At 53.5% G+C, this 24,980-nt stretch carries 23 protein-coding genes and 1 riboswitch; of the genes, 2 read left to right on the forward strand and 21 right to left on the reverse strand.

All coding sequences use genetic code 11. The features are described 5' to 3' along the window. Positions 1-6: 6 nt before the first annotated feature. The 7 genes from K2F33_RS26255 to K2F33_RS26285 all read right to left on the reverse strand — a co-directional run bounded on the left by K2F33_RS26255 (position 7) and on the right by K2F33_RS26285 (position 7,108). On the reverse strand, positions 7-1,290 hold the full coding sequence (locus K2F33_RS26255) for an alpha-L-fucosidase (protein ID WP_263879714.1): 1,284 nt from the start codon (positions 1,288-1,290) through the stop codon (positions 7-9). 235 nt (positions 1,291-1,525) lie between these two features. Next, positions 1,526-3,028 (reverse strand): carboxylesterase/lipase family protein, encoded by a 1,503-nt coding sequence (locus K2F33_RS26260; RefSeq protein WP_263879715.1) that lies wholly within the window; start codon positions 3,026-3,028, stop codon positions 1,526-1,528. Between the two features lie 191 nt (positions 3,029-3,219). Beyond that, entirely contained in the window at positions 3,220-4,035 is an 816-nt protein-coding gene (thiD, locus tag K2F33_RS26265; RefSeq protein WP_089546933.1) for a bifunctional hydroxymethylpyrimidine kinase/phosphomethylpyrimidine kinase, read from the reverse strand. Beyond that, positions 4,032-4,880 carry a hydroxyethylthiazole kinase gene (gene thiM, locus K2F33_RS26270; protein ID WP_412973946.1) on the reverse strand — a complete coding sequence of 283 codons (849 nt, stop codon included), beginning with the start codon at positions 4,878-4,880 and terminating at the stop codon, positions 4,032-4,034. The genes thiD and thiM overlap by 4 nt, the downstream gene beginning before the upstream one ends. Continuing rightward, entirely contained in the window at positions 4,877-5,575 is a 699-nt protein-coding gene (gene tenA, locus K2F33_RS26275) for a thiaminase II (RefSeq protein WP_263879717.1), read from the reverse strand. Before tenA ends, thiM begins: the two co-directional genes overlap by 4 nt. 139 nt (positions 5,576-5,714) lie before the next feature. After that, positions 5,715-5,819, reverse strand: a riboswitch (TPP riboswitch). A gap of 134 nt (positions 5,820-5,953) precedes the next feature. Further along, positions 5,954-6,280 carry a YrdB family protein gene (locus K2F33_RS26280; protein ID WP_145134280.1) on the reverse strand — a complete coding sequence of 109 codons (327 nt, stop codon included), beginning with the start codon at positions 6,278-6,280 and terminating at the stop codon, positions 5,954-5,956. A 105-nt stretch (positions 6,281-6,385) separates the two neighbouring features. Then, complete coding sequence (locus K2F33_RS26285) at positions 6,386-7,108, reverse strand: class I SAM-dependent methyltransferase (RefSeq protein ID WP_263879721.1); 723 nt, start codon at positions 7,106-7,108, stop codon at positions 6,386-6,388. Between the two features lie 149 nt (positions 7,109-7,257). On the opposite strand from K2F33_RS26285, the gene K2F33_RS26290 reads away from it, so the two are divergent. Continuing rightward, positions 7,258-7,584 (forward strand): hypothetical protein, encoded by a 327-nt coding sequence (locus tag K2F33_RS26290; RefSeq protein WP_263879723.1) that lies wholly within the window; start codon positions 7,258-7,260, stop codon positions 7,582-7,584. Positions 7,585-7,762: 178 nt separating this feature from the next. On the opposite strand, the gene K2F33_RS26295 is transcribed toward K2F33_RS26290, so the two are convergent. The 7 genes from K2F33_RS26295 to K2F33_RS26325 form a co-directional block, all read right to left on the reverse strand. Further along, on the reverse strand, positions 7,763-9,322 hold the full coding sequence (locus K2F33_RS26295) for a response regulator transcription factor (RefSeq protein WP_263879725.1): 1,560 nt from the start codon (positions 9,320-9,322) through the stop codon (positions 7,763-7,765). Next, positions 9,300-11,204 (reverse strand): cache domain-containing sensor histidine kinase, encoded by a 1,905-nt coding sequence (locus K2F33_RS26300; protein WP_263879727.1) that lies wholly within the window; start codon positions 11,202-11,204, stop codon positions 9,300-9,302. Before K2F33_RS26300 ends, K2F33_RS26295 begins: the two co-directional genes overlap by 23 nt. A gap of 91 nt (positions 11,205-11,295) precedes the next feature. Then, positions 11,296-13,002 (reverse strand): type 2 periplasmic-binding domain-containing protein, encoded by a 1,707-nt coding sequence (locus K2F33_RS26305; RefSeq protein ID WP_263879728.1) that lies wholly within the window; start codon positions 13,000-13,002, stop codon positions 11,296-11,298. Between the two features lie 85 nt (positions 13,003-13,087). Further along, a complete protein-coding gene (locus tag K2F33_RS26310; protein WP_234489283.1) occupies positions 13,088-13,912 on the reverse strand; it encodes a carbohydrate ABC transporter permease in 825 nt (274 codons plus the stop codon). An 83-nt stretch (positions 13,913-13,995) separates the two neighbouring features. After that, positions 13,996-14,961 carry an ABC transporter permease gene (locus tag K2F33_RS26315; protein WP_263879731.1) on the reverse strand — a complete coding sequence of 322 codons (966 nt, stop codon included), beginning with the start codon at positions 14,959-14,961 and terminating at the stop codon, positions 13,996-13,998. Between the two features lie 230 nt (positions 14,962-15,191). Next, positions 15,192-16,178 carry an iron-hydroxamate ABC transporter substrate-binding protein gene (locus K2F33_RS26320; RefSeq protein ID WP_263879733.1) on the reverse strand — a complete coding sequence of 329 codons (987 nt, stop codon included), beginning with the start codon at positions 16,176-16,178 and terminating at the stop codon, positions 15,192-15,194. 623 nt (positions 16,179-16,801) lie between these two features. Beyond that, the gene (locus K2F33_RS26325) at positions 16,802-18,229 is read right to left on the reverse strand and encodes an MFS transporter (RefSeq protein WP_263879735.1); all 1,428 of its coding nucleotides are present in this window, start codon (positions 18,227-18,229) and stop codon (positions 16,802-16,804) included. 128 nt (positions 18,230-18,357) lie between these two features. Between K2F33_RS26325 and K2F33_RS26330 the strand changes: the two genes are divergently transcribed. Continuing rightward, the gene (locus tag K2F33_RS26330) at positions 18,358-18,735 is read left to right on the forward strand and encodes a winged helix-turn-helix transcriptional regulator (protein WP_234489216.1); all 378 of its coding nucleotides are present in this window, start codon (positions 18,358-18,360) and stop codon (positions 18,733-18,735) included. 76 nt (positions 18,736-18,811) lie between these two features. Here K2F33_RS26330 and K2F33_RS26335 read toward each other — a convergent pair whose 3' ends face one another. From K2F33_RS26335 to K2F33_RS26365, 7 genes are all read right to left on the reverse strand, one after another. Further along, complete coding sequence (locus K2F33_RS26335; RefSeq protein WP_263879738.1) at positions 18,812-19,216, reverse strand: hypothetical protein; 405 nt, start codon at positions 19,214-19,216, stop codon at positions 18,812-18,814. Positions 19,217-19,249: 33 nt separating this feature from the next. Continuing rightward, a complete protein-coding gene (locus K2F33_RS26340; RefSeq protein ID WP_263879740.1) occupies positions 19,250-20,434 on the reverse strand; it encodes an MFS transporter in 1,185 nt (394 codons plus the stop codon). Positions 20,435-20,591: 157 nt separating this feature from the next. Beyond that, positions 20,592-21,350, reverse strand: coding sequence for a TrmB family transcriptional regulator (locus K2F33_RS26345; RefSeq protein ID WP_263879742.1), 759 nt, complete (start codon positions 21,348-21,350; stop codon positions 20,592-20,594). A gap of 43 nt (positions 21,351-21,393) precedes the next feature. Next, positions 21,394-22,182, reverse strand: a complete 789-nt coding sequence (locus K2F33_RS26350; RefSeq protein ID WP_263879744.1) for an alpha/beta fold hydrolase — start codon at positions 22,180-22,182, stop codon at positions 21,394-21,396. A gap of 66 nt (positions 22,183-22,248) precedes the next feature. Further along, positions 22,249-24,255, reverse strand: a complete 2,007-nt coding sequence (locus K2F33_RS26355; RefSeq protein ID WP_263879747.1) for a Na+/H+ antiporter — start codon at positions 24,253-24,255, stop codon at positions 22,249-22,251. Between the two features lie 191 nt (positions 24,256-24,446). Further along, on the reverse strand, positions 24,447-24,752 hold the full coding sequence (locus K2F33_RS26360) for a spore coat protein (protein WP_263879749.1): 306 nt from the start codon (positions 24,750-24,752) through the stop codon (positions 24,447-24,449). Beyond that, positions 24,749-24,940, reverse strand: coding sequence for a hypothetical protein (locus K2F33_RS26365; RefSeq protein WP_076169411.1), 192 nt, complete (start codon positions 24,938-24,940; stop codon positions 24,749-24,751). Before K2F33_RS26365 ends, K2F33_RS26360 begins: the two co-directional genes overlap by 4 nt. Positions 24,941-24,980: the final 40 nt, after the last annotated feature.

Here is a 24,980-nt window from a genome sequence, read left to right on the forward strand (position 1 = left end):
CTGTTGTTAAATTTCTTCTGTCAGTTCCAGTTCGATGACCGTATCCAGTTCATCCGGCAGATCGCCGCCGGCCAGGTGAATAAACGCGCCGCTGTCCGTATCCGAATATTGATCGGCCATCCAAGGCGTTTCCACGTGCAGCTCGCTGCCGTCCGACAGCAGGCGGGCCTTCTTGATCTTCCCCTTCAGTCCCTGGAAGTAGATCGGGCCGATGCCGCGGTCAAAAATGTGGGCGTACAGCTTATTGCCCTTTTGCGTATACCGCCCCCACTCCGGCTTGGGAAGTGCCGCAATCCCGCAGCCGTAAATGCTGTCCCCGTTCCGGCGCAGCCATTCACCGACAACGGACAAAATGACCAGGGACTCCTTCGGAATTTCCCCTTTGGCGTCCGGTCCGACGTTCAGGAGCAAATTGCCGTTTTTGCTAACGCATTCCACCAGCGCACGGATGACCTGTCTCGGAGACTTATAGTTTTTGTCCGTTGCATGGTAGCCCCAATGGTCGTTTAGAGTGATACATGCCTCCCACGGAATCGGCTCGCCCAGGTCATTCACGATGCCGCGCGGCGGAATAATCTGTTCAGGCGAGAAGAAGTCGCCCGCGTATTCCTCCGGCTCCGCCGCCATAATATTGCCGCCCAAGCGGTTGTCGATGACGATGTCCGGCTGCAGGGAGCGGATCATCCGGATCAACTCGGTGGCGCGCCACTTTTCGCCGGTCATATCATCATATGAGAAATCAAACCACATAATATCGATTTTTCCGTAGTTGGTCAGCAGTTCCCGGACCTGTCCGTGCATGTACTCCAAATACCGGTCGAATTGCTCTTCCCGGTTCTTGTACGATTCTTCCGCACGCATCGGGTGCTGGCGGTCGCCAAAGGCAGGATAATCCGAATGGTACCAATCGATCAAGGAATAATAGAAACCGACCTGCAGCCCTTCTTCGCGAAACGCATCGACATACTCGCGGATCAGGTCTCTTCCAGCCGGCGTATTCGTTGCTTTGTAATCCGTCAGCTCGCTGTCAAACAAGCAGAAGCCGTCGTGATGTTTGGTCGTCAGCACGGCGTAGCGTTGTCCGGCCGCTTTGGCAGCCTTGGCCCATGCACGCGGATCATACAGAGTCGGATTAAACTCCTCAAAATAGGCTTGGTACTGTTCATTCGTGATGCGCTCCTGGCTCCGTACCCATTCGCCTCTGGCCGGAATCGCATACAATCCCCAATGAATAAACAGGCCAAAGCGGTCGTTCATTAATGTTGCCGTTCTTTCAAAACGCGGATTCATGCCCTATTCGCCCTCCAATAGCTGTTTTCTTGACTTGTGCCGCAGCAAAATTCGACAGCGTTGCTTACTGCACTGCCGGACGGCACTCCCTTATTCTTCGTTCCGGCATCCGGGATACCCTTTTATTCAAATTCACTTTTTTCGCACGAAAACTAGTCATCAATGAATACCGTCGTGGTTAATGAAAAATAGGTCACACCTGGATTCCCAGGCGTGACCTATTGGCATAGTGAGATTAAGTTGTTCTCCTGTCAGACCCGCCGGTCAGCATCCGCCGTTTGTCCGCGTCCGGATCACGGGTAACCGCGCTGTCTGCACCGAACACCATCGTCCAGCGTTCCTCCGCATCGTACGCAGGCCACGGCAGAGAAGGCGTTGAGGGCTGTCCGCGCTTGGCAAAAGACGTCCAGGCCTCCTGCATGCGATCCGCCACGCTCCTCATCTCTTCGTTCACCGGCATACCTGCGCCTGCAAGCAAGTCGAGATTGTTAAACACAAACGGAATTTCGGCGGAATGAAAGGCCGTTCCCAGCAGCGGATCGCCCGGCACCATCGCATAATCGTAACGGTACATCCATACCGCCGCATGCGGTAGCTGGGCTTCTGCGAACTGAAGGGCCGACCTCCAGAAGAACAGCTCGGTCATCGCCTGTCGCTGTCCCTCCACCGTGGCCGGATACGCTTCGATCCAGCTCGCCGCTTCCTTCGATCCGGTCACCGCTGTATACGCCCGGGCGTTTTGTTCCTTGGTCAGCATCGGCATGCCTTCCGGTATAAAAAGCGCCCCCTCATCCCGGTTCGTACCAATGATGATCTCGATGCCGGCCGCGGAACCGGCGGCCACCGCTTCCAAGGGCGTCACAGGCAGCAGCTCCCCGTCGACGACCGGCTGGAACAGCATGACGGCACTTGCTCCCGCCGCCTGTTTTAACTCGTCTGCCGCTCTTAGGATATCCTCTGCCGGTACTTCTTGCAGCCGATCCAGCTGATCTTCCGGAATGCCAAGGATATCCAGCAGTCCCTTCGTAAGCAGCCTGCCATGGGAGTCCGAGATCGCCTGGGAAGCCCCGCTCTGCATAATCGCCCGGGTGAACAAGCCTTGTGCCGCAGGCATTGCGAGCAGCGCCGCAATGCTCATGCTTCCCGCCGACTCACCAAATACGGTTACCTGCTGAGGATCTCCGCCGAAAGCGGCGATGTTGTGCTTTACCCAGCGCAGCGCTTCGATTTGATCCAGCAGACCGGCGTTGCTTACATAACCGTCTTCGGACTCTCCGGAAAATGGGGAAAAATGCGTAAAACCGAGAGGACCCAGGCGGTAGCTGAGGCTGACGACAATCAAGCCTCCCCGGCGCGCCAGCTCGGAGCCGTCGTAAATGGGAAGTCCGCCGCCGCCCGTCACGAAGGCGCCGCCATGGATCCACACCATGACCGGAAGCGGCTGCGATGCCGGCTCGTCAGGGGCCCACACATTGACGTACAGGCAGTCCTCGGACTGCGGGATCTGATCCCGTTTCAGTCTAAAAGCGCCACCCGTAGGGTTGACGGGCTGCGGCGCAAGCGGTACCGTCATGTCCCCGGATCTGACGCCTGCCCATGGCCGTGCAGGAAGCGGTTTCCGGAAACGCCGCTCGCCGACGGGGGGCTCGGCGTAAGGAATCGCCTTCCAAGTCCGGACGCCGTTCTGAACATATCCTTGAATCAGGCCATCATGAGTACGGATGAGGAGTTGGTCCAATTTCGTTAACATCCTTTCTAGCGTTGGAATCGTTCTACCATTGTAACACTAAAAATTGGACAAAGCCTAACCGAAGCCCGGTGCAAAAAACCATCTATCGACGACCACTTAAGGAAGCCAGCGCCAAGAAAAAAACCTGTCTATATAGACAGGTGCTAATCGCTTGTGAAGCAGGCAGGTATCGGCTGCCTCTATCTTGCCGCCCCTTCCTTTTGGCTGCGGTAGGCCCAATGATTCGTCGGACCGCTCCCGCCGCCAATGCCGAGCGCGTTCTCGATGGCCGCCTGAATGAATTCACGGGCCGTCCGTACGGCCTCGTTGACCGGGTTCCCTTTAGCCAGCTCAGCGGCGATCGCAGCCGAGAAGGTGCATCCCGTTCCATGCGTATGACGCGTGTCAATCCGACTCCCTTCCAGGGTCGAGAAGGATTTTCCGTCGAAAGTAAGATCAACCGCCTTGTCAGACGATTCGTCATGTCCGCCCTTGATCACAACCATCGCCGGACCGTAAGCCGCGATGCGGTAGGCCGCCTCGCAGCGTTCCTCCATCGACCGGATCGCCATCCCCGCGAGCACTTCCGCCTCCGGAATGTTCGGCGTGACGACAGCAGCCAGCGGCAGCAGCTTGTTCTTCAGCGCGTCTACCGCGTCCTGCTGCAGCAGCCGCGCGCCGCCTTTGGCGACCATAACCGGGTCGACGACCACATTCCTCCAGCCAAAAGCGGCTATACGTCCTGCGACGGCCTCAATAATATCCGCGCTGAACAGCATACCGGTTTTGACCGCATCCACGCCGAGGTCGGTGCCCACGGCATCCATTTGTTCAGCTGCCGCAGCCGCAGGAAGCGGATAAACGCCTTGTACCCCGAGTGTGTTTTGAACGGTAATGGCTGTAATGGCCGACATACCGAATACGCCGAGCTCCTGGAACGTTTTGATATCCGCCTGGATGCCTGCCCCGCCGCCGCTGTCAGAACCGGCTACCGTCAATGCTTTCGAGATGCTCATTGCACAAATCCCCTTCCTGCCGACTCCAGAAGAGCGGTAATGGTTCCTTCCTCCAGCGGATGCCGGTCCATTACAGACAACGCGTCGAGGAAAGCGATTTGGAAGCTTCCCGGCCCCTCAAAGCCTGCCCGCTCAAATGCCCGAACGGCCGCTTCACCGTAGTACGCCAAGGCGGCCGCGCCGGCGGACAGCAGATCGGATTCGACTGCTCCAAAGGCGGCGATCACCGATGTCAGCAAGCAGCCGGTTCCGGTGACTTGGGTCAGCATCGGATGTCCGCCCCGGATCAAGTATCCTCTCGTTCCGTCGGTGATCACATCTTCTTGCCCGGTAATGGCGACGAGCGTCCCCAGACGGTGTGCCGCCCGTGCCGCCAAGTCGGCGGGAGCGGATTCCCCGGCCTCCCCTGCGTCGACGCCTTTTATCGGGCCGGATTCACCAATGAGATGGGCAACCTCCGCTGCGTTGCCCCGAACCAGTGATACGCGGACCTCGCGCAAAATCCGCAGCGCAGCCTCCGTGCGAAATGCGGTCGCTCCCGCGCCGACGGGATCCAGGAACACCGGAACGCCATGATCATTAGCCGATCGGCCGGCGATGATCGCCGCTTCCACCAATTCGCTGCTCAGGGTTCCGAGATTCAGGACGACGGCTTGGGCGACCCGAGCCATATCGGCCACCTCCTCTTTGGCATAGGCCATAACCGGGGAGGCGCCAAGGGCAAGCAGGCCGTTGGCCGTAAAGTTGGTCACGACCACATTCGTTATGTTGTGAATGAGCGGACGCTGCTCTTTTATCCGTAAAGGAAGCTGGATGAGTCCGGACGGAAACATATCGGCGGTCATCGTCCCACCCCTTCCGCTGCAGCCAGGGAAACCGGCCAATCCTCAAGCGTAAACGCCATATCCCAGAACATGTACTCCAGCTGACAGCTGGTCAGAAAATGCTCCATCAGCCGTTTTTTTCTTGCGGGAGGAAGGCCCTCCGCCCATTCGTCGATCAGCTGCCGCAGCTGTACCGTCACGCCGCTTTCCCGGTCACCGTAAAAGTGCATCCATTCATAAAACGGATGGGATTTCTCCGGCTGGACTTCCTCCAGCAGACGTTGGCCGATTTCCGTATAGGTCCACGGGCAAGGTAACAGCGCAGCTACAATATCTTCTAGTCCCCCCTCGTGGGCGACGTTCAGCATATGCCGGATGTAATGATTGGCCGATGGGGCCAGCGGATAGCCTTGCAGTTCCTCATATGCAACACCGGCGACATCACAAAAGTTTTGGTGGGGATGCGTTTCGCTGTTCAAAATAAACGAAATCTGTTCGTTGAAAAGCGCGGTCGTCTGCCGACAATCGCATCGGGATATGGCAATGCCGTAGATCCGGATGTAGGCATTTAGATATTCAAAATCCTGCTTCACATAGTGAATCAGCTGCTCCTTGGACAAGGTACCTTCCGCAATCCCCCGTACAAACGGATGCTGGAAGATCGCTTGGTAAATGGGATCTGCCGCGTGTCTCAATTCTTCGGTAAACCGGGTCATAATAATGCACCTCCGTAAATTTTGACGAAAATCGCATGTCGGGGCGCGGGGGAGCCAACACAAAAAAGCCGCCCCGAAATGGAGCGGCCGCTATTTGCAGTGTCATCCTGAATGGATCACATCAAGAAAGTTGCGTATGTAAAGGCCTGCTCCACTTCCCTCCGCCGGTATTAACCGGATCAGGTTCAAAGGGTCCAAGCGATTACTTGTCTCAGCTGCCTCCGCAGCTCCCCTAGTGGATTTTCGTATGATATTTTACAAGTTCATGAATAACTGTAGCTCCGTTTGCCGGTGTTGTCAAACAAAAAAAGCTGCTGGCGGGATACCGGGAAAAAGCTTGTCAATCGTTTATGCGGATCTTCTTTCACCTTCAAGTGTTTATCTTTTCAACGCGTAAGAAAGGATCATCTCGACGATGACGACAGCGGCATAAATGACAGCGGCCTTTCGATAACCCGATCCGTACAGCGCAGCCGCGGCCAGACCGAATACAATCAGCTGCAGCACAGCCCGGACGGGAAGCGTCACCGGAAAGGTCGCTTTCGGTGCGACATACATGCCCCAAAAAACAGCAACGACAATCGGCGAACCTATTCCTGCCACGATACGGATCCACAAGGCGGTATCCAGCTTAAATCCCCACAGGCAAAAGGCTGCCAGTGCACACAGCTCCATTAGAAAAAAGATAAGGTCGATCACAATCATTGCCAAACCCTCCGTTTTGGGCCGGTCAGGGCCTTTGGAATGAAGCCATTCTCAGAGTAAAATTATGCCGATTGTTTCTTGCCTACCGCAGCGACTCTTCCTCTCTCACTCCGGCTTGTGGGCTTTCACAATTAAAAAATGCGGGTGATGCAGAATCCGCTGGTAGAAGTCGGCCGACTCCGGCAGCCGCTCCAGAAACTCGGGAACCGGCCTTGGTTCGACAAGCCGGTCCAGTACAAACCAGCTTGACGTCGTATTGACGATTTCCTGCAGGGGTCTGCGGAAGAACGTCACTTCAACGCTGCCTGCCTCCTTCTTCGTCCACCGGTCTACAAGCAGCTCCCGTACAAAATAATCCGGTCTCTTAAAAACAGTAAAGTCCATAAACGGATGATGCACCGAAAACAATAACGTTCCTCCGGGCTTCAAAACCCGCTGAAACTCACGGAACAGGGGATCCCAGTCTTCGATGTAATGCAGCGTTAGCGAACTAAGAATCAAGTCGAACTTATTCGCACTGTACGGCAGCGGTTCGCTTAGATCGTGAACCCGAATCTCCGCTTGACTGCCGACTCTCCGTTTGGCCGCCTCCACCATATCAGGGCTGAGATCGATCGCCGATACCGATGCCCCGCGGGAAACGAACTGCTCGGCATACCATCCTGCGGCGCAGCCTGCATCAAGGACATGAAGTCCGGACATATCCGTTGGCAGCAGTTCCAGCATGGCCGGACGCTCGTAGTATGCGTTGGCGCCGCTGTCCGAATCGGTATGCAGTTCATAGTCCTTGGCGAGCTTGGTATAAGCCTCGAGCACCCTCTCTTTCATGCAACCACCTCCGTAGACTCGCTCTTCTCCACCATATTATACCAACCAACAGAATAGTTGGATATAAATAAACCAGCTTTATGTATGCTGTATAGAACTTAGTTACGGCAGGATGCGTTATAAATGACAAGAACAAGTTGAAGGCGGGGATGTCTTTGTTAAAAAGCGTTTCTATTTGGCTCACGTTATGTATGATCCTCACCTGCATACTGGATGCCTCCGGACAGGGCTTGGCCAACATCATACTGATCCGGCTGAATCCCTTGCTTGAAGCCTTGCTGCATGACCCGGTGTATTCGGGCTGGCTGTCCGATAAACACGCTTTCGTAACGAACAGTTACTTTATCCCCTTACGGTTCCCGGCATATCTTCTCTCCATCGTCATGGCAGCCATCATCGGTGCGGCGGTTGATCTCCTCATTTACGGGATGAAGCGTGGAATGGCTCGCCGTGGCCATCCGAGGTCGACATCATGATCCCTAAATTCTGGTTGGATGCTTAGCATCACTAATCCTCATTGCTTGTCCAGTAACGGTAAAAGGCTGCCTCGCGGCAGCCTTTTAAAGCTTGATTTATTTGCTTTCAGCGGATTTCACGCCTCTGAAGGGCAATGGCCTTCTACTACAAGATGCCCATCGTCCCGGCATTTTTTGTTCACCTCCGCCCTAACGCCTCCTGCTGTGAGCGGTATTCGAGCGGCGCAACGCCCTCCATTTCCTTAAAGACCTTGGTAAAATGCTTCACGTTCTCGAACCCGGCCCGCTCGCTGATTTCGTACACTTTCAGGTCCGTGCTGCCGAGCAGCTCCTTGGCTTTACGGATCCGCAGCTTCCGCAAGTAGCTGACAAACGTCTCCCCCGTATACTCCTTGAAAGCTTGGCTGAAATACGAATAATTCAATGAGACATGATTGGAAACGACGGCCATATTCAAGTTTTCATGAAAATGCTCCTCGATATATACGATGGCCCGCTGAATCTCGCTCTGGTCAAAATGCATCGACCGCATCCGTTTCACATAATCGCTCAGCAGGAAGAGCAGGCTCTCGAGACTATGAAAATAATCATGAAAATGGTTGAAGTTGTACAGATTCCCCACCTGCTTGTGGAGTTTTAAAATGTCGACGGATTCCTCGCCATAGGTTTGAAACACCTGGTCGAATACATGCTCGTTAAAAGCATGGCTGATCCCTTCCAGATACCTGATATCATACTGAAGAATCGTCCGGATATCGAAAATATGCTGCAGCAGCCGGCTCAGCTCGGCATCCCGATCCAATCCGAGCAGGTTGGCCGTCTTCCGGATGTCTTCCAGCGGGATGCGGTAATCCGTCCGTTTGCCGGACAGTTCAGTGCTTCGAATGAGTCCCGGCATGTTTTGGAACAGAAAGTACTTCAACGCCCGGCCGGCCTGCTGGTAAGCTTTCTTCACCTCCCCTGCTCCCGCCATCTCTTCGCTGATGCCGGCCTGGATGGCGCTGGACGACTGGCGGATGATCTCCTCTCCCAGACGGTTGAACGGAGCAGAGGTGTCGGTAAACAATACGAGTTTGCCGTCTTTGTCATAAAAACGGATATAACGTTCACCCGGCAGCCAGCCGATCATCTGGTCCACATAAGCGGTGAATTCATCCCAGCCGGCTTCCCGGTAGCGTTCCGGGACGAGGACCAGCGCGGCGTATCCGCCCGCATCCAGCCAATCCAGTCCCGCCTGAAGGACCACATCCCGAATGGCGTGCTCGTCCATGCCTTCCTGCAAAAACAAATACTGCAGCCGGCTCACCGCGTAATTTTCCTTCAGCGCCTTCGTTCCGCGCAGCTGATCGGCGATTTCCCCCTTGCGGATGCGCTCTTCGTCAAGGCGCCGCAGCGTCCGGAACAGCTCGTCACGCACGATCGGCTTCAGCAAGTATTCCTTCACATTGCAGCGGATCGCCGCTTTGGCATACTGGAAGTCGTCATGACCGCTTAGAATAACCAGATCCGGCCGCGCCTCCTGATCCTGTATACGATTAATGAGCTCAATTCCGTCCATCACCGGCATGCGGATGTCGGTAATGACCAAGTCCATTTCCGTCTCGTCCATGACTTGAAGCGCCTGCTCCCCATTCGCGGCGAAGTACAGTGCGTAGTCGTCGCCGAACTCGCGGCGAATCATCGCTTTCAGGCCATCCCGGATATTTTTCTCATCATCAACGATTAGCAGATTGCACATGGGCAGGCACTCCTCCCGCTAGAATTAGATAAGGCAGCGTCATCGTGACTCGCGTAAAACTTCCTTCGGCGCTCTCCACCCGGATCCCGTGCGACTTCCCGTAAAACATGACGATCCGCTGATCGACATTCCGCAATCCGATGCCGCTGCTTTCCCCGTCGTTGAGCTCCTTCCGCATTTGCTGATAATCCGCGTCTTCCAGCCGGATCATCAGGTTGATCTTCTTCAGCTTGGATTCGGGAATCCCGTCGCCATTGTCACAGACCTCGATAATGATGCTGTCCCCCGATACATAAGCATGTATAGCGATTTCCAGCTTTTCGCCCTCGGAACGGGAACCCATCCCATGCTTAACGGCGTTTTCGACGATGGGCTGGAGCGACATCTTCAGCACTTCCTGTTCCATATGGACCGGCGGAACGTTGATGTTCAGCACCAGATTGTTGTCGTAGCGTATGTTCATGATGGCGATGTAGTTTTGGATATGCTCCAGTTCATCCCTCAGCCGCACATGGTTGCTGGTCCACTGCAGGTTGTAGCGCATCATACGCCCGAGTGAGGTGAGCGAATCGGATATCGTGTACTGGCCCTCGATTTCGGCCAGCATCTTTAAGTTTTCGAGGGTATTGTACAAAAAATGGGAGTCGATCTGGTTTTTGAGCGACTTCAGCTCCGCTTCCTTGGTTGCCGCCTGGCGGTTCACCGCCTCGACGATCAGCTCATTCATCCGCTTGAGCATCTGGCGGAAATGATGAGCCAATTCTCCGATCTCATCCATGCTCGTAATGTCAATTTCGAAATTAAAGTCGCCTTTGCGTACTTTTTTCATCGAATCGCGCAAAATGTTCAGCTTTTTCAAAATCAATGAATGCAGCATATAGGACGTGGCCGACAGCAGAGCGATCAGAATAATCGTGGCAATGATAATCGTATTCCGCCGTTTGCTGACGTCCGATAAAGCGCTTTTTAGCGAAACGACGTTGAACAGATAGCTGTCCAGCGGCTCCATATCGCTCGGAATGCACAAATATGGCGTCCCGTTATAGGTAAAGGTAAACTCGTGGTCCGTCTTCTTGCCGTGCTTGGCGAACTCGGCCATGATCGTTTCGACGGGGAGCGTTTGCATCAGGCTCAAGGACGGGTTGGTGAACGCCTTGCCCTCCCGGTTCACCACGATCATTTGCGAGCTTGTATCCTGTACGCTGCTGAAGGTTTTCATAAAAAAGTTGTTCAGCTCCATCGTCACCTCCAGGATCCCGTTATGCTTATCGTTCGGATATTTGATCTCGCGCAGCAGCGTGACAAAATCGCCGACCTGGTCGCTGGCCACCGTGCTGTTCTTGATCACGTCCTTATTCGTCGCGCCGATCTCCCACCAGACCAGTCCATTGCGCCGAAGAACCGTCTGGTACCAGGGCTTGTTCTTGATTCGGGATTCTTTGAAAATAACCGGCCAAAACTCTCTCACGTTCGGGTTTTCCGAATACAGCCGGATGTTGGCAATGTTCGGATTGTTAAACAGATAGTACTGAAAGCTGGAGAACGTCTTCATCTTAAAATCGATCAAATCGGCCGTGTCCAGCTCCTCCCGGCTCTGCAGATACTCATTGATCTCGCTGTTGGAGATGGCCAGCTGGGCCGTCCGTTCCATCACCTGCATGTTGTTGGCCACGTTCGTTTTCTCGATCTCCAGAATATATTGGTTTTTCTTGGTCAAATCTTTGATCGTATTCAGGTATACCCCGTTGAATAAATACCAGGAAACCAGGGTGATCGGGATCAAAATAATGCAGATAAACGATAGGATCAGCTTCAATTGAATCGGCATCCGGCCGATGGCGGTCGACAGCCTGGCCATTCGATTCCGGGCAAGTTTGATCATAGCCGCAAGCACCACCCAGCCCTATTATGGTAATAAGCCTGAAAATCCGCGAGCAAAAAATCGCGGATTCCAGGCCTGTGTCAGAAGGCGCTTATTTGTTGAGCGCTTCCAGTTTTTTAACGTTCTCTTCGTATGCCTTTTGGCGATACGCGTCAATTTTGTCCTGTTTGTTCTTGTTGCGGTCTTCGACGTAGTTGTTCCACATCTCATCGAATTCGGCATCCGATTTGGCCAGCAGCAGCTTCGGCAGCAGCTTGCCCCAATTCCGTCCATTTTTGCTGCTGGCAATCCCCTCTTCGGATGTGCTCGGCGGATCCAGATTGTCGAATTCGGACATGCTGATCGATTTGCCCTTCGTCCAGTCCGCCATCTGTTTCTGCGGATCGACGCCCGGCGGTGCCCACTGCAGGTTCATGTTCGTATCCATCAGCATCCAGTAGGTGTAGGACGCACCGTATTTCTGGTCAAACGCGGTACGGTCCGTATTCAGGAGCTTCACGACATCCGGCAGGAACTGGTCTTTGCCATCGATGTTGTCGTAGGTAACGCCCTTCTCGCCGAGGAACAGGTCCTTGTTGCCTTCCTCGCTGATCAGGTAGGTCAGGAACTCGATCGCCCGCTTCTTGTCCTTCACGTCCTTGGAGATCAAGGTCAGCGTCCATCCGGAGATGCCAGGACCGGAGAGGGTCGGCGCGTCCTTCTTGGAGTTGGCCGGACCGTTGATCGCGATGTACGCAGAATTCGGGTCCTTCTGGTACAGCGACATGTTCTGCGCATCAAAGTCGGAGCGCTGGTACAGCATCGCGAAGTAGCGGCCCTGTGCGATTTTTTCTTCCATTTGCGGACGCTTGTCGATGAAGATGTCCTTCGAGAGCAGTCCCATTTCGTTGGCTTTGCGGAACGTCTTCAGCCATGAGATGTATTCGGGATCCAGGCGGCGGTCATACAGCTTGCCGTCCTTCTGCTGCGGGATTGCCAGGAAGTTCTGGAGATACCCTTCGAGCGAATAGTTGCCGGTCTCGCTAAACTCATGCAGTCCGAGCGGAATGAGCGGCTGGCCGTTCACTTCCGGGAACTTCTCCTTCGCCAGCTTGAGCGCGTTCAGGAACCCTTCCGGCGTGCTCATATCCGGGCTGCCGATCGCTTCATACATGTCCTTGCGAACCTCGAACGTTTGGTTTGACGTGAAGTTCGAGCCGTACTTTTTGTAATCTTCAGGAGAGGACGATGCGTTCGGATAACCGTAGATGTTGCCGTCCGGCTGCGTGTACCATCCCAGTTTAGCAGGGTCGGCTACTTTGAAGAAGTAAGGATCGTATTGATCGGCTAACTCGTTCAGCGGAAGCACGAGCTTGCCCTCGATCATCTTCTTGACGGCTTCCTCGCTCCAGCCGAGCGTGATGAAATCCGGCAGCTTGCCTGAGGCGATCATGGTGTTCAACTTCTCGTTCTCATTACCCGCCGGAACGATAAAGTTGATGCTGACGCCCGTCTTCTTGGTGACATATTCGGCAGTCGCGTCGCCGCCCCATTTTTTATTGAACCACGAAAAGTTCATGTACCAGTCGAACGTGATTGGTGCGTTGTCCGACTTCCAGCCCGGCTCATCCGGATTCGGTTTGGCTTCCCCGCCGCCCGTGGACGACGTGTTCTTCGCATCCGTGCTTCCGCTTGTCGCGGCGGTGCTGCCGCCGTTTGTCTCGCTCTTGCCGCCGGAGCAGCCCGCAAGGGACAGCGCCATCGTGAACACGACGGTCAGAGCGATCATGGAAGTCATGAGTCTGCGCGATTTGCTCATGGATTCTAACCCCTTTTCTTTCGTTAATCTATTAACACTCCCGCCAAGGCGGGAATGATAACCATGGATAAACCCGGATTCCCGGTTACTCCTTGATCGATCCGATCATGAAGCCTTTTACAAAATACTTTTGCAGGAACGGGTACACGAAGACGATCGGCGCGGTGGTAACGACCATGGTAGCCAGCTTCAGCGATTGGCTCGTCACCGACACCGCCATGCCGCTTGGCATGGATGCCAGCATCTGGTTGGAGCTTGACTGCGCAACGACGCGGTACAAATACGTCTGGATCGGCTGCAGGTTCGTATCATTAATGAAGATCATCCCGGTAAAGTAATCGTTCCATTGGTACACCCCGTGAAAGAGGGCGATTGTCGCCACCACCGGCATGGATACCGGAATAATGACTTTGTAGAAAATTTTAAAATCGTTCGCCCCGTCGATCTTCGCCGCTTCTTCCAATCCCGGAGGAATCTCCCGGAAAAACGACAGGAAGATGATCAGGTCGAAGAAGCTGAATGCAGCAGGTATGATGTATACCAGAAAATTGTCCAGCAGATGCAAATCCCGGATCAGCAGGTAATACGGAATAAGGCCCCCGCCGAAGAACATCGTCACCGTGCCGATGAACATATAAAGCTTGCGTCCGACAAGCTCCCTTCTGGAAAAGGCATACGCCACCATCGCGGTAAAAAACACGTGAACCGGGGTACCGATCAGCGTCTTGGCCACCGTGACCCCCATGGCCGTCATGATGCCCTCGCTGCGGAACACCGCCTGGAAGCTGTCCAGGCTGAACTGCCGCGGCCACCAGTAAATGCCGCCCCGCATCGCGTCCGCCCCGTCATTAAATGCATTCACGATGACGTACCAGATCGGATACAGCGTGACGAAGCAGACGATCAGCATCAGCACGGAGTTGAAAATTTCAAAGATCGCGCTCGAAGCGCTTTGGCGTTTGAATGAATACACGAAGAGTCACCGCCGTCCCATCAGAATAAGGAAGTATTGTTAAGCCGTTTCGTAATGCTGTTGGCTCCAAGCAGCAGCGCGAGAGCGATCACGTTTTTGATCAGTCCGACCGCAGCCGCGTAGGAGTACCGGCTCTCTGCCAGACCAACGTTGTATACGTAGACGTCTATGACGTTGCTTGACGTTTCGTTCAGCGAGTTGCGCAGCACGAGAATCTGGTCGAAGTTGGAGTTCAGGATGCCGCTGACGGCCAGAATGAACAAAATGGAAATCGTGCCTTTGATCGAAGGAAGCGTAATGTTCCACATTTTTTGCATCCGGCCCGCCCCGTCGATCGTAGCCGCCTCGTACAGCTCCGGAGACACGCTCGAAATCGCCGCCAGGTAAATGATCGCCGACCAGCCGATCTCCTTCCAGATGTCGGAAGTGACGACGATGGACCAGAAGTATTTGGGCTCGGCCAGGTATGTAATAGGCTGATCAATCAGATGAAGCGCCATCAGCACCTTGTTGACGATGCCCACATCCGCCAGCCAAGTGGCGAGGATGCCGCCCAGAATGACCCAGGACAAAAAGTGAGGCAGGTAGGAAATCGTCTGAATCCACTTTTTGAACACGATCGAACGGATTTCGTTCAGCAGGAGTGCGAACAGGATGGGCAGCGGAAACCCGATCACCAGCTTCAGGAGGCTCATCCCGAGCGTATTTTTGATCACGTATCCGAGACTGTCGTCCTCCAGGAATTCCTTGAAATGATCCAATCCGACCCACGGAGCCGAAGAGATCGAGTGAATAATGTCGAACTCTTTAAAAGCAATGATGACCCCGTACATCGGGATATAATTGAAAACAATCATCCAGGCGACGCCCAGCAGAGCCATCATCTGCAGATAGCGCTGGCCCACAATTTTTCGCCACAGCTTCCTCTCTTTCGCCTTCTCGGCGGCAGGTTCCCACTCGGCTTCGATACCGGCCCTTGCGTTCATGTTCTGGAAAGCACCCCGTTTCTGAAATCTCTTATGTAAGCCCTTTCAGGTACTAATTATAGGCGGCGATTCCTATGAAAAATAGTCTTCAAATTTTAGTTAAGGTTTCTAAATTTCAGGTGGCATCCGGTGGAGAAGACAGAAAAAAGCCCCGAATCCGACAGAAGGTGCCGGAACCGAGGCTTCTAAACCTTAGTTTCTAATGTAGAGCGTTACAAGTTTTCATTGATTTATTTGACGACGTTGGACAACACGTCATCGATGATTTGCGTATTGGCGATCGTTCCCGAGTACAGCCAGCTGGAATGATCGTCAAACTCATACACATGGCCTTCCTTGACGGCCGGGATGTTGGCCCATACCGGATCCTTCAGCAGCTCATCCTTTGATACGCCGCGGCTGTTGACGATAAACAGATAATCGGCGTCCATTTGCGCGAATTTTTCCAGCGAAACCTGGTTCCAGCTCGCCGTGCCGGTTTTGGACAGTTCTTCTACCAATTTAGGCTTCGCGAGTCCCAAATCATCATACAGCACCGAGCCGCTGGACAAGTGGTCGCTTGACACGTAAATGTCTTTGCCCGTCACCCAAAGTGCCGCTGCCGTATGCGTGCCGATCGTTTTCTGAAGCTGCTCCTTGGCTTCCGCAGCTTTTTTGTCATAAGCTTGAACAGCCTCCTCAGCCTTCTTGCTCTTACCAAGCACTTCCCCGACCGCCTTCAATTCTTCGCGCCAATTGTTGCTCTTCTCTTTACCTACCACGTAGGTCGGAGCGATCTTGGAGTACTGCTCGTATTTGTCATCCGTCGCCATGTCCGCACTGCTCAGAATGATCAGATCCGGCGTAAAGCTCATGACGGCTTCATAGGGAAGGTCGTAAGAGATTTCCGGAATGCCGTTCAGCTGATCCTGCAGGTAATACTGCACGGAACCCTTGCCAGTCGACCACTGGGCAACCGGTTTGACGCCAAGCGTCAGCAGATGATCTTCCAAATAGGATGCGATGATCCGCTGCGGATTCGCTGGCACTTTCACTTCGTGGCCGAGCGCGTCCGTCAGTACGCGTTCCTGATGGGTATCCGCAGTGCTGTTACCTCCTGCTGCCGCCCCCGAATCCGTTGTGTTTGAATTGCCGGCTTTATCGCCGCAGGCGCTGGCCAATACGGTAAAGCTCATCAGCAGCGCGAGCAGCAGTGATCCTTTAAGTTTGAGTTTCATGATAGTATGTCCCCTCCACTGGTTCATCTAGATAGAATGAACTAAAGAAATGAAAAACTTTAGTTCATTCTATCTAGGCTAGAGTCTCATTATTTTTACGAAAACCTATATGTACATCCATGATCCATCCGGTTTTACGTGAAAGATTTCTCTTTAAGTATCATATGTGATAATGAATCTCATTATCAAGTGTTTTTTTCGTGACAGTGACCCGTCTTTGGGTATACTTGGTATAAAGTCACCCACAGGAGCGAGAAATATGAGAAGAAGCGGTCCCATATCATTAGGCGTTGCCCTTATTTGCTGGATTGCGTTTAGCCTCCTCATGACAACCCCAAACCCCACGTTCGGATTTGGGCGTCTGATTCGGTTCGACCCTTTCGTTCTTCTGCTCATAGCCGCCACCCTGTCTTTTCTTTGGGGCATAGCCGGATTTTACCCTGGCGGGAACCGAAAGCAAATCATTCTCTCATTGGGCACTATACTGTTAAATATGAAACTGATCTTTTGCCTATTGTATATCGTCTTCATCGGAAGGCTTATCTCTGAGGTGTAGAATTCTGTATATCCTTCCGATGAAGCCCTTAAGCTTTCCTTTGGTGCTTCTAAGTCAGCCCTTGCTCTCATTTATTGAGTCGAATCAAATTCATTAAACCAATCAGCACAGCTGTGCCTAAGGCAAGCAGGACCCACAGCGCGTCTCTGAACGCAGTAACGTACCCGTGGTGATCCGCCAGAGTATAGAACACACCGCCTAATATCGCTATCCCTAATGCCTGAGAGATTTGGGTCATCGTTGTCAGGATCCCCGAGGCAGCCCCTGAATCTTGCTGGCGGATCCTGAAAAGTATCGTCTGAAGCAGCGGGGGAGCAATGACTCCCTGGCCAGCTCCCACAAGGAGCATAAGCAGATACAGCAGCGTTTTGCTTACATGTTCTCCCGATTCATATAATAGACCGATCAGCGCAAGATCGCTGACGAGCATTAGGATCGCGCCCCAATATACGACTTTTTCGGAAAAAGCCTTGACCAGCTTTTGGGCAAGCATGGATGATGCGGCGAACCCGATTCCGAGCGGCAGAAAAGTTAAGCCTGATGCCAGCGGCGATAGTCCCAGCCCCTGCTGAAGAAACAGAACGAGAACAAAGTATAAGCCGGCGTTGCCGGAATAATAGGCTAATGTCACAAGCAGACCTCTTGTAAAAGCAGGGTATTGAAAAAGAGACAGCTGAATGAAAGGTACTCTTCCTTTCTTTTTCACATGGCGTTCATAGGCCAGACCGAGCGAGATGACAAGTGCCGACAATGCCAAGGATGCATAGGTCCACCAGGGCCATCCCGACTCTCTTCCGCTGATCAGCGGGTATATCAGGAGCAGCAGCCCCGCTGTGATGGACGAAAGACCGATGATGTCCAATTTGACGACGGGCGAAGCCGAGCGTGATTCTTTTAGTACGATCATGGATCCGACGATGGAGATGATTCCGAATGGAATATTAATAAAAAATACGTTCCGCCATCCCAGTCCTGCGATGTTCCATTCCAGCACAAAACCGCCTATAATTTGCCCGGCAACGGATGCCAGACCGATCACCCCGCCGTATATGCCCAGCGCAATCCCCCGCTCTCTTCCGGTGAAATGCACCTGAATAGTCGATAGAACCTGCGGAATCATCATAGCTGCCGACATGCCCTGGAGTACCCGCGCGGCAATCAGCAGCTCAGCACTTGGGGCCATGCCGCAAAGAGCGGACGCAATGGTGAAACCTGTCATTCCCCAGAGAAACATCCGTTTTCTCCCCCAATAATCGCCCAACCGCCCGCCGGTCACCAATAAAACAGCATAAGCGATCGTATAGGAAGTCACCACCCATTCTACCTGCCCGTCGGTTGACGAAAGGCCTTTTTTAATATCGGGTATCGAAACATTCACAACAAATACGTCAAGAATTGCCATAAAGGTCGCAAGCAGGATGACGGTCAAAGACCACCAGCGGTATCCCGCTACAGAAGGTGAAGCTTGTCGGCCTGTTAAAGCTTGATTTTCCATATCCTTTTCTCTCCTTTAGTCCGTGTATGCAGCTGCTGATCTGATTATATGTGCTAAAATGGAGAGAAGTAAGTACGCACATTTTTGTGGTACAGTATACTTCTTGTAACTTATGAGGAGGGATCGGGTTGAAGAAAAATCCGGAATATGGCGTACTCCGCGCCGAATATCTCCAGGGCTGCTCCGTTGAAGTCGCCTTGAATATCATTGGGGGCAAGTGGAAGGGAATGATCCTGTACACCCTTCTGGACGGCACCAAACGCTTTAACGAACTGCGTCAGATCATTCCAGGTATTACGCAGCGCATGCTCACACTTCAGCTTAGGGAGCTGGAGGACTGCGGAATCGTCCAAAGAGTGGTTTATCCTGAGGTCCCCCCGAGGGTGGAATATTCGCTGACCGAGTTCGGCCAGACGATCAAACCGGTCATTCTGCAGATCAGGGAATGGGGCAGTTCTTATAAAAAAGCGATGGGCGGCCACCTTAAACAATCCAACTCCAACTAGGCACCGATTGAGATACCCCCTTATATACTAAAACACTACAGCAGTGCACAAAAAAAGGAGGGATTACTCCCCTCCTTCATCCGTTGATCAATACCGCAAACGCCTCATACGGCCGCAGCCGCATCGCTTCGGATGGAACGGTATCCGGATAGACGGATACCATTTTCTGTCCGCCTGTTATTCCGTCACCCCGGAATGCCGCCTCCTCCTTGTTCATATTCGCTACGATCAGCAGCCGATGCTGATTCATGCTTCGTTTATAAGCAAATATATCGGCATCCCCCACGTCAACCAATTCAAAGCTTCCGCTCTCAAGCAGCTCGTGAATGACAGGGTCTTGGGCAAACCGCCCCAACTCTTGGTAAAAGCCGTCTGCTTCTTCATCACCGCCGGTCACAGGGCAGATTCGACCCTGCATCAACTGAACGGTCAACGCCATGCATTTGGCGGGCTCCATATTCCACTGTTGTTCCATTGACATTCCGCTGTGCCGCCACTGCGGAATTCACCTCCATCATGATGTTTCACGGACGCCCTCAGCCGCACGGGACACGACCCGGCGCTTTTTCCAAGTAATCGACAACACCGCGGATCCCAATGCAAGCAGGACGAAAATAACGCCAACCCAGGCATTGTAATACACCGACGATCCTTCGATTACCATGCCTCCAATCGCCGACCCCAGCGCAATACCGATATGGGAAGCCGAACTGTTCAAGCTCTGCTGGATGTCCGGCGATTCCGGTGCCGCTTTGATCAGGTAGCTCTGCATCGAAGGAGAGATCGACCAGCTGAGCATGCTCCAGACGATCATCACGATCAGGCAGACATACACCGAAACCGTAGATACCGGCATCAGCAGCATGGCCACGGCAAACACGCTGACAATAGTCAGAATGCTTTTCTCAGGCCCAAACCGGTCGGTGACCCAGCCACCTGCCCCGCCGCCAAGAACAGCCGCGATGCCAAAAATAAAATAAAACAGGCTGAGCATGGAAGGACTCAAATGCAGCGTTTCCTGCAAAAACGGCGTCAGATAAGCATATAAGGTCAGGTGACCGGTCAGCATCAAAATCGTAATCAGCTGGCCAAAAATGATTTTGCCGTTTTTCAAGGATGCCAGCTGCTTGCGCAGCGGCACGGTCTCGCTGGGAGGCGTTTTCGTAATAAAAATTTGCACCGCGATGAACGATATAACGGCCAAAATCGAGATCATGACAAACGGAGCACGCCATCCAAAAGCGTTGCCCAGCATCATGCCCACGGGTACGCCCAATACGAGGGAGCCGCTGACTCCCATAAAGATAACGCCGATTGCCCGGGCTCTGTACGCCGGTTCCGCCATCTGGGAAGCCATCGTGATAGACAGCACGGTGATGAGCGCGGCGCTCGCCGCCGACATAATTCTCGCGATCACCATCATCGTAAAATTCGGGCTGACGACCGAAAGCACATTGCCGGCAATGAAGACCAGCAGGGCGCATTGGTACAGCAGTTTACGTTCGACCCTCGAAGCTGCCGCCAGCAGCACAGGCCCCGATACGGCAAATACCACGGAATACAAAGTGATCAACTGCCCGGCTGTGCTCACCGAAATATGAAGGTCCGATGAAACGAGATCCAGCATCCCCCCGACGATCAGCTCCACCATTCCGGTCACGAAGCAGGCGATCGCTAAAATGTAAATTTTAAAATTCATGCAGCATGTAACTCCCCTCTGTAAAAAATCTCTCTGTTCCATGTTTTTGTTTGGTTACTACTGCAATGGTAACCTAATTCAAAATGAGGATCAACCCCTATTTTTTGCATACAAAAAACGGGTGGATCCGGGTCCACCCGTTTTTCATGTGACGCGCTTAATATTTCAACTGAAGCAATTCCGTCATAATCTCCTCGTCGTTTAGCAGAATATCGTTGTATTTGCCTGTTATTTTCGCCAAGAGCAAATCATGATGGAAATAGTCCGTAAACACGCGCACAAACGGCTGTGACTGGGTCTTGATCGCCTGCCACGAATCATTCTCCACGCCGGCGAATACGACCTCGCGGTCGTCTACGATCAGCAGCCTGAACCGCTCCAGCATGACATGCTGCTCGCTAGGCTTCATCGGGACGATCTGGGGCAGGCCATCAGGCGTATCGCCAATCACGACACCTTCCACTTTGATGCCATTTTGCTGCTTGTCCAGCAGGATAGGCAGATACTTGTGGAAATCGTCCTCCCATGCCGAAAACCGGATCGAGCGCTCTGCATTCTCCATCATCTGCTTTAACTGGGATGTGATCGATGAGTCTGCCTTCAAGCTCCAGACATGGTCGTCGATGACCGCCTTCTGAACCTTATGCTGCTCCAGCTCCTGAATGTCCGACTGAAACTCTGACGTTAACTTTTCGATCACGAGCGGAAGAGGCAAAGCGGTATACAGCTTCTTTTTTTCCGAAACGGATTCCAGCACCATGCCCTTCTCCACCATCCGGGAGATCACTTCATATATCTTCGCCTTGGGCACGCCGGAATGCTTCACGATCATCGTGGCGTCCATCGGCTGCTCCGCCGACGCCAACGCCTCGTACACCTTGCTCTCATATTGTGAAAATCCGAATTTATGTAACATGACTTTTATCCCCGCTCCCCTTGCTGCTTGGTCGGTGCAATCTTCACCTTTGTTCCGGAGGCGCAAGCAGGAAGCTTCTTACCGTTTCGTCAAACCGCTCCGGCTCCTCCACATGCGGCGCATGCCCGGAGTGAAGGAACTCCACGAACCGTGCTCCCTTAATGGCATCCGCGATTTCCCTGCCCCACTCCGGCGGATTCAAACCGTCGTATTTCCCGCTAATGATCAGCGTCTCCGCCGTAATCCGGCCATAATCGGGACGAAAATCAAACCCTTCAAGCGCCCGGTTGGAAGCAGCGTTCTGCTCCTCCGTCAAGCTTGTTCCACCCTCTTGAACATGCTGCATCCACGCTCCGACCAATGAGAGATTGTGAAACATGTACCGGCTTAAATGCTGCACCTTAGCCGGGGTATCCATACCTTCCAGTTCCTCGGCATGCTCACTGAATAAACGGGCCATCGACGAGGTCCTGCCGTTGGACTTGGGCGTGACAAGAACCAGCTTCTCCACCCGCTCCGGAGCGGCAATGGCGACTCCTTGTGCGATATAGCTTCCCATCGATCCACCCACCAGGTATACCTTGTCCAGCTTCAGGAAATCCATCACCGCAATGACATCCCGGACATGATCCGAGAGACGGTATTCTGCCGGCTTATCCGACAGGCCATGCCCTCTGGCATCGATGGCAATGACGCGAAAATCAGTGCTGAACGAGTGAATGACGGGTTCCATCGAGTGAACGTCCAGGCCAAGCCCATGCAATACAATCATCGGGAAGCCGGTTCCTTCATCGACATAATGGAGCTTGATCCCGTTAACGAAAGCTTCCATACTGTTCCCTCCCCAACCGGAATGAGCTTATTTTACCATTCTCAGCAGGGAAGGCAAAGCAGCTTTCTAAGCATGCTCCCCTTCCTCCTCATGCACGGTTTGCGATTCAAACAGATGCGCCTCATGATAATTGACGTCCAGCCTTAAATTGTTGGCCAGCGCCCGGCTGATCTCACCCGCTTCGAACAACCTTTGAATTTCGTTCCGCTCCGACTGGATGGCCTTGAGCTCAAGCTCCCGGCGGACCGCATCCATCTCTTCAGCCCGCTCCTCGTGTGCAGGTTCCTGTGTCAGATGCAGCTCCAGCCCGCGGTAATCGGCAATAATCATGGCGATGGTATCCCGGTTGCCCGATGTCTCGAGCCCCTTAACCCGCTCTATCGCAGCACGGATCGCTTCCAGCTTCAGCGCCTTATAAGCATTCCACTTCGGGTGGTCTGGTGTCATGCGGGCTTTTTTGTGTTTGCTGCCTTGGAACAGCCGGGTGATGGCCGACCATCCGACGATCATCAGCTTCTTCACCTTGAAACGGGTGGATAGCAGCAGCTCGATCTGCGATATCGTGGCCTTGAACCGATCCGCAAGTTTTGGCGATATCCGCTCTTCCTGCAGCCATCGGTCTGCGGTTTCCTTCTCCGCCTCAAGCGCCTCCAACCGGATTTCCACAGCCTCTTTCCATAATCTATTCATTTCCGCACGATCTCTGAATCTGCACATCTGCAGCCTGTGGGAATACGCAGCGATCAGCTCGATAGCCTGCTGCCGATTTTCATCGTTTTTCTCCTCTTTGACCGTTCGTAGACCCGCCTCAATGACACGGATGCGCGCTTGTCTCTCGGCATCCTCGGCGAGAGCGGGATCCACCTGGGGACCGCGGGTCAGGATGGGCAGTAACACGCTGGCACTGATCAGGGTCAGCAGAATGACGCCCGAACAGATAAAGAGGATCAAATCCCGTTCGGGGAAAGGACTGTTGTCGGCCAGCGTCAACGGAATGGAGAAGGCCGCCGACAGCGTCAGGGCTCCCCGGACACCGGACAACGCTGTCAGCACGGCGGAACGGAATTGGCGGTTCGATGCCCATACCCATACAAAGCGAAGGACCATTAATACCAGCGTAATCAGAACGATATAGGCAATGGATTGGCCGTTATTGTATGCCTTGTCCTGCCATACAGTCCGGATAACGCCGGGAATTTCAAGTCCAAGCAGCAGAAACACGAGACCGTTCAAGGAGAATAGGATGACCGACCACGTGCTGTCGGAAACGATGCGCAGGCGCGCTGATCCCGTCCTCATCCGGTCCCGTTCGATCGCATGGGTTACACCGGCAGCAACGACGGCCAAAATACCGGAAACGTGAAATTCTTCAGCAATCCAATAGATCAGAAACGGTGTCAAAATAATAATTAGCACATGTAATGTGACATCTTCCATCCCAAGCCTCCGCAGCAGCATGCGGAGCCAAATCGCCAGGAAGCCGAGCAGCGCTCCGACCACAATCCCCCCGACCGCGATCACGATAAAGCTGCCAATCGCCCGCGGCAGGGAGAACTGGCCGGTGACGGTTGCGGCAATGGCAAAATTAAAAGCAACGAGGCCCGAAGCGTCGTTCATCAATGCCTCACCTTCGAGCAGGCGCATGATGCGGCCCGGGAGCTTCACCCGGCCGGACAGCGAGCCGACGGCCACCGCATCGGTCGGCGACAGAATGGCCGCCAGCGCAAAAGCCGCCGACAGCGGGATGGCCGGAATGAGCCAGTGAATGAACGGCCCTGCAATCAGCACGGTGGCAAACACGAGGCCGAGCGCCAGCAGCAGAATGAACGACCGCAGCTGCCACAGCTCGTCGCGGGGTGTCATTTTTCCATCATTAAAGAGCAGAGGCGCGATGAAGAGCAGCAAGAACAGTTCCGGATTCAGCGGTACATGATGTACGCCGGGAATGTACGTGACCGCGACGCCCAGCGCAATCTGGATCAGAGGCACCGGGACCGCCGGGATAAAATGATTGATAACGTTCGATATGCCGATCAGAATTAGAAGAACGATGACCATCAGTAACAGTTCCATAGTGATTTCCTGCCTTCTTTCCGCCAAATGTCGATATGGCTAACATTCCCGGAAGGGGGATCATTCATGAGTTGAAGTCAGCCGATCCGGCAGGGATAAATCATGATAGCAAAACCGGCTGTACGACACAGCCGGCTGTATGTCAAATGCGTATGCAGTTATCGATAAGATGACTGATACAAATCATGCTGTTACGGTGTGGGAAAAGGAATGCTCTGCGCGGTCCGAATCTGCTGCAGATCGACACGCAATTGCTCCTGCAGGCTGAAAGGGTGGTACAGCCCCTTGGCGATCGCATATTTGGTAATCTTCTCATGCGTATCGATCGCCTGTTCCAATTGCCGCTCCAGGATGCCTTTGATTTCCGGAGTGACGCATTCCGTTACGGCCATCGCCAAATTCCGGACGCCGCTCTTGGCGGTGACCAGAAAGTCCATGGCAATCACATCGTCGGTTAATTTGTTCATGCCGGTCATGTATTCCAGTACGGGATTCATTGCAGCGTCTCCTTTCCTTTGTTCAGAACGGCCGCAAGCTCGGCCAGCTGATCGGATGACATCGCGGCATCCTGCTGGAGAATGAGCTTGAGCTCAGGATCTGTGACCAGCGCCTGCATCGTTTTGGACTTCGTCATGCAGACCGTCTTGAAGGCGGCGATTTCATGCGCCTCCAACAATTCATGCATGGCATACGTTGGATTTATCAAGAACTTCACTCCCTTGTGT

Origin of the sequence: Paenibacillus sp. PSB04, from assembly GCF_025809195.1 — a bacterium.
Classification (GTDB): domain Bacteria; phylum Bacillota; class Bacilli; order Paenibacillales; family Paenibacillaceae; genus Paenibacillus_AQ; species Paenibacillus_AQ favisporus.

Coding starts and splice junctions, on each gene's coding strand:
- thiD (WP_089546933.1), bottom strand. CDS start 4,035: ATGAGCATCTCGAAAGCATTGACGGTAGCCGGTTCTGACAGCGGCGGC.
- K2F33_RS26360 (WP_263879749.1), bottom strand. CDS start 24,752: ATGAATCCCGTACTGGAATACATGACCGGCATGAACAAATTAACCGAC.
- K2F33_RS26320 (WP_263879733.1), bottom strand. CDS start 16,178: ATGAAACTCAAACTTAAAGGATCACTGCTGCTCGCGCTGCTGATGAGC.
- K2F33_RS26295 (WP_263879725.1), bottom strand. CDS start 9,322: ATGTGCAATCTGCTAATCGTTGATGATGAGAAAAATATCCGGGATGGC.
- thiM (WP_412973946.1), bottom strand. CDS start 4,880: ATGACCGCCGATATGTTTCCGTCCGGACTCATCCAGCTTCCTTTACGG.
- K2F33_RS26315 (WP_263879731.1), bottom strand. CDS start 14,961: ATGAACGCAAGGGCCGGTATCGAAGCCGAGTGGGAACCTGCCGCCGAG.
- K2F33_RS26310 (WP_234489283.1), bottom strand. CDS start 13,912: ATGCTGATCGTCTGCTTCGTCACGCTGTATCCGATCTGGTACGTCATC.
- K2F33_RS26340 (WP_263879740.1), bottom strand. CDS start 20,434: ATGAATTTTAAAATTTACATTTTAGCGATCGCCTGCTTCGTGACCGGA.
- K2F33_RS26305 (WP_263879728.1), bottom strand. CDS start 13,002: ATGAGCAAATCGCGCAGACTCATGACTTCCATGATCGCTCTGACCGTC.
- K2F33_RS26255 (WP_263879714.1), bottom strand. CDS start 1,290: ATGAATCCGCGTTTTGAAAGAACGGCAACATTAATGAACGACCGCTTT.
- K2F33_RS26335 (WP_263879738.1), bottom strand. CDS start 19,216: ATGTCAATGGAACAACAGTGGAATATGGAGCCCGCCAAATGCATGGCG.
- K2F33_RS26290 (WP_263879723.1), top strand. CDS start 7,258: ATGTCTTTGTTAAAAAGCGTTTCTATTTGGCTCACGTTATGTATGATC.
- K2F33_RS26350 (WP_263879744.1), bottom strand. CDS start 22,182: ATGGAAGCTTTCGTTAACGGGATCAAGCTCCATTATGTCGATGAAGGA.
- K2F33_RS26365 (WP_076169411.1), bottom strand. CDS start 24,940: ATGCATGAATTGTTGGAGGCGCATGAAATCGCCGCCTTCAAGACGGTC.
- K2F33_RS26280 (WP_145134280.1), bottom strand. CDS start 6,280: ATGATTGTGATCGACCTTATCTTTTTTCTAATGGAGCTGTGTGCACTG.
- K2F33_RS26355 (WP_263879747.1), bottom strand. CDS start 24,255: ATGGAACTGTTACTGATGGTCATCGTTCTTCTAATTCTGATCGGCATA.
- K2F33_RS26300 (WP_263879727.1), bottom strand. CDS start 11,204: ATGATCAAACTTGCCCGGAATCGAATGGCCAGGCTGTCGACCGCCATC.
- K2F33_RS26285 (WP_263879721.1), bottom strand. CDS start 7,108: ATGAAAGAGAGGGTGCTCGAGGCTTATACCAAGCTCGCCAAGGACTAT.
- K2F33_RS26345 (WP_263879742.1), bottom strand. CDS start 21,350: ATGTTACATAAATTCGGATTTTCACAATATGAGAGCAAGGTGTACGAG.
- tenA (WP_263879717.1), bottom strand. CDS start 5,575: ATGACCCGGTTTACCGAAGAATTGAGACACGCGGCAGATCCCATTTAC.
- K2F33_RS26325 (WP_263879735.1), bottom strand. CDS start 18,229: ATGGAAAATCAAGCTTTAACAGGCCGACAAGCTTCACCTTCTGTAGCG.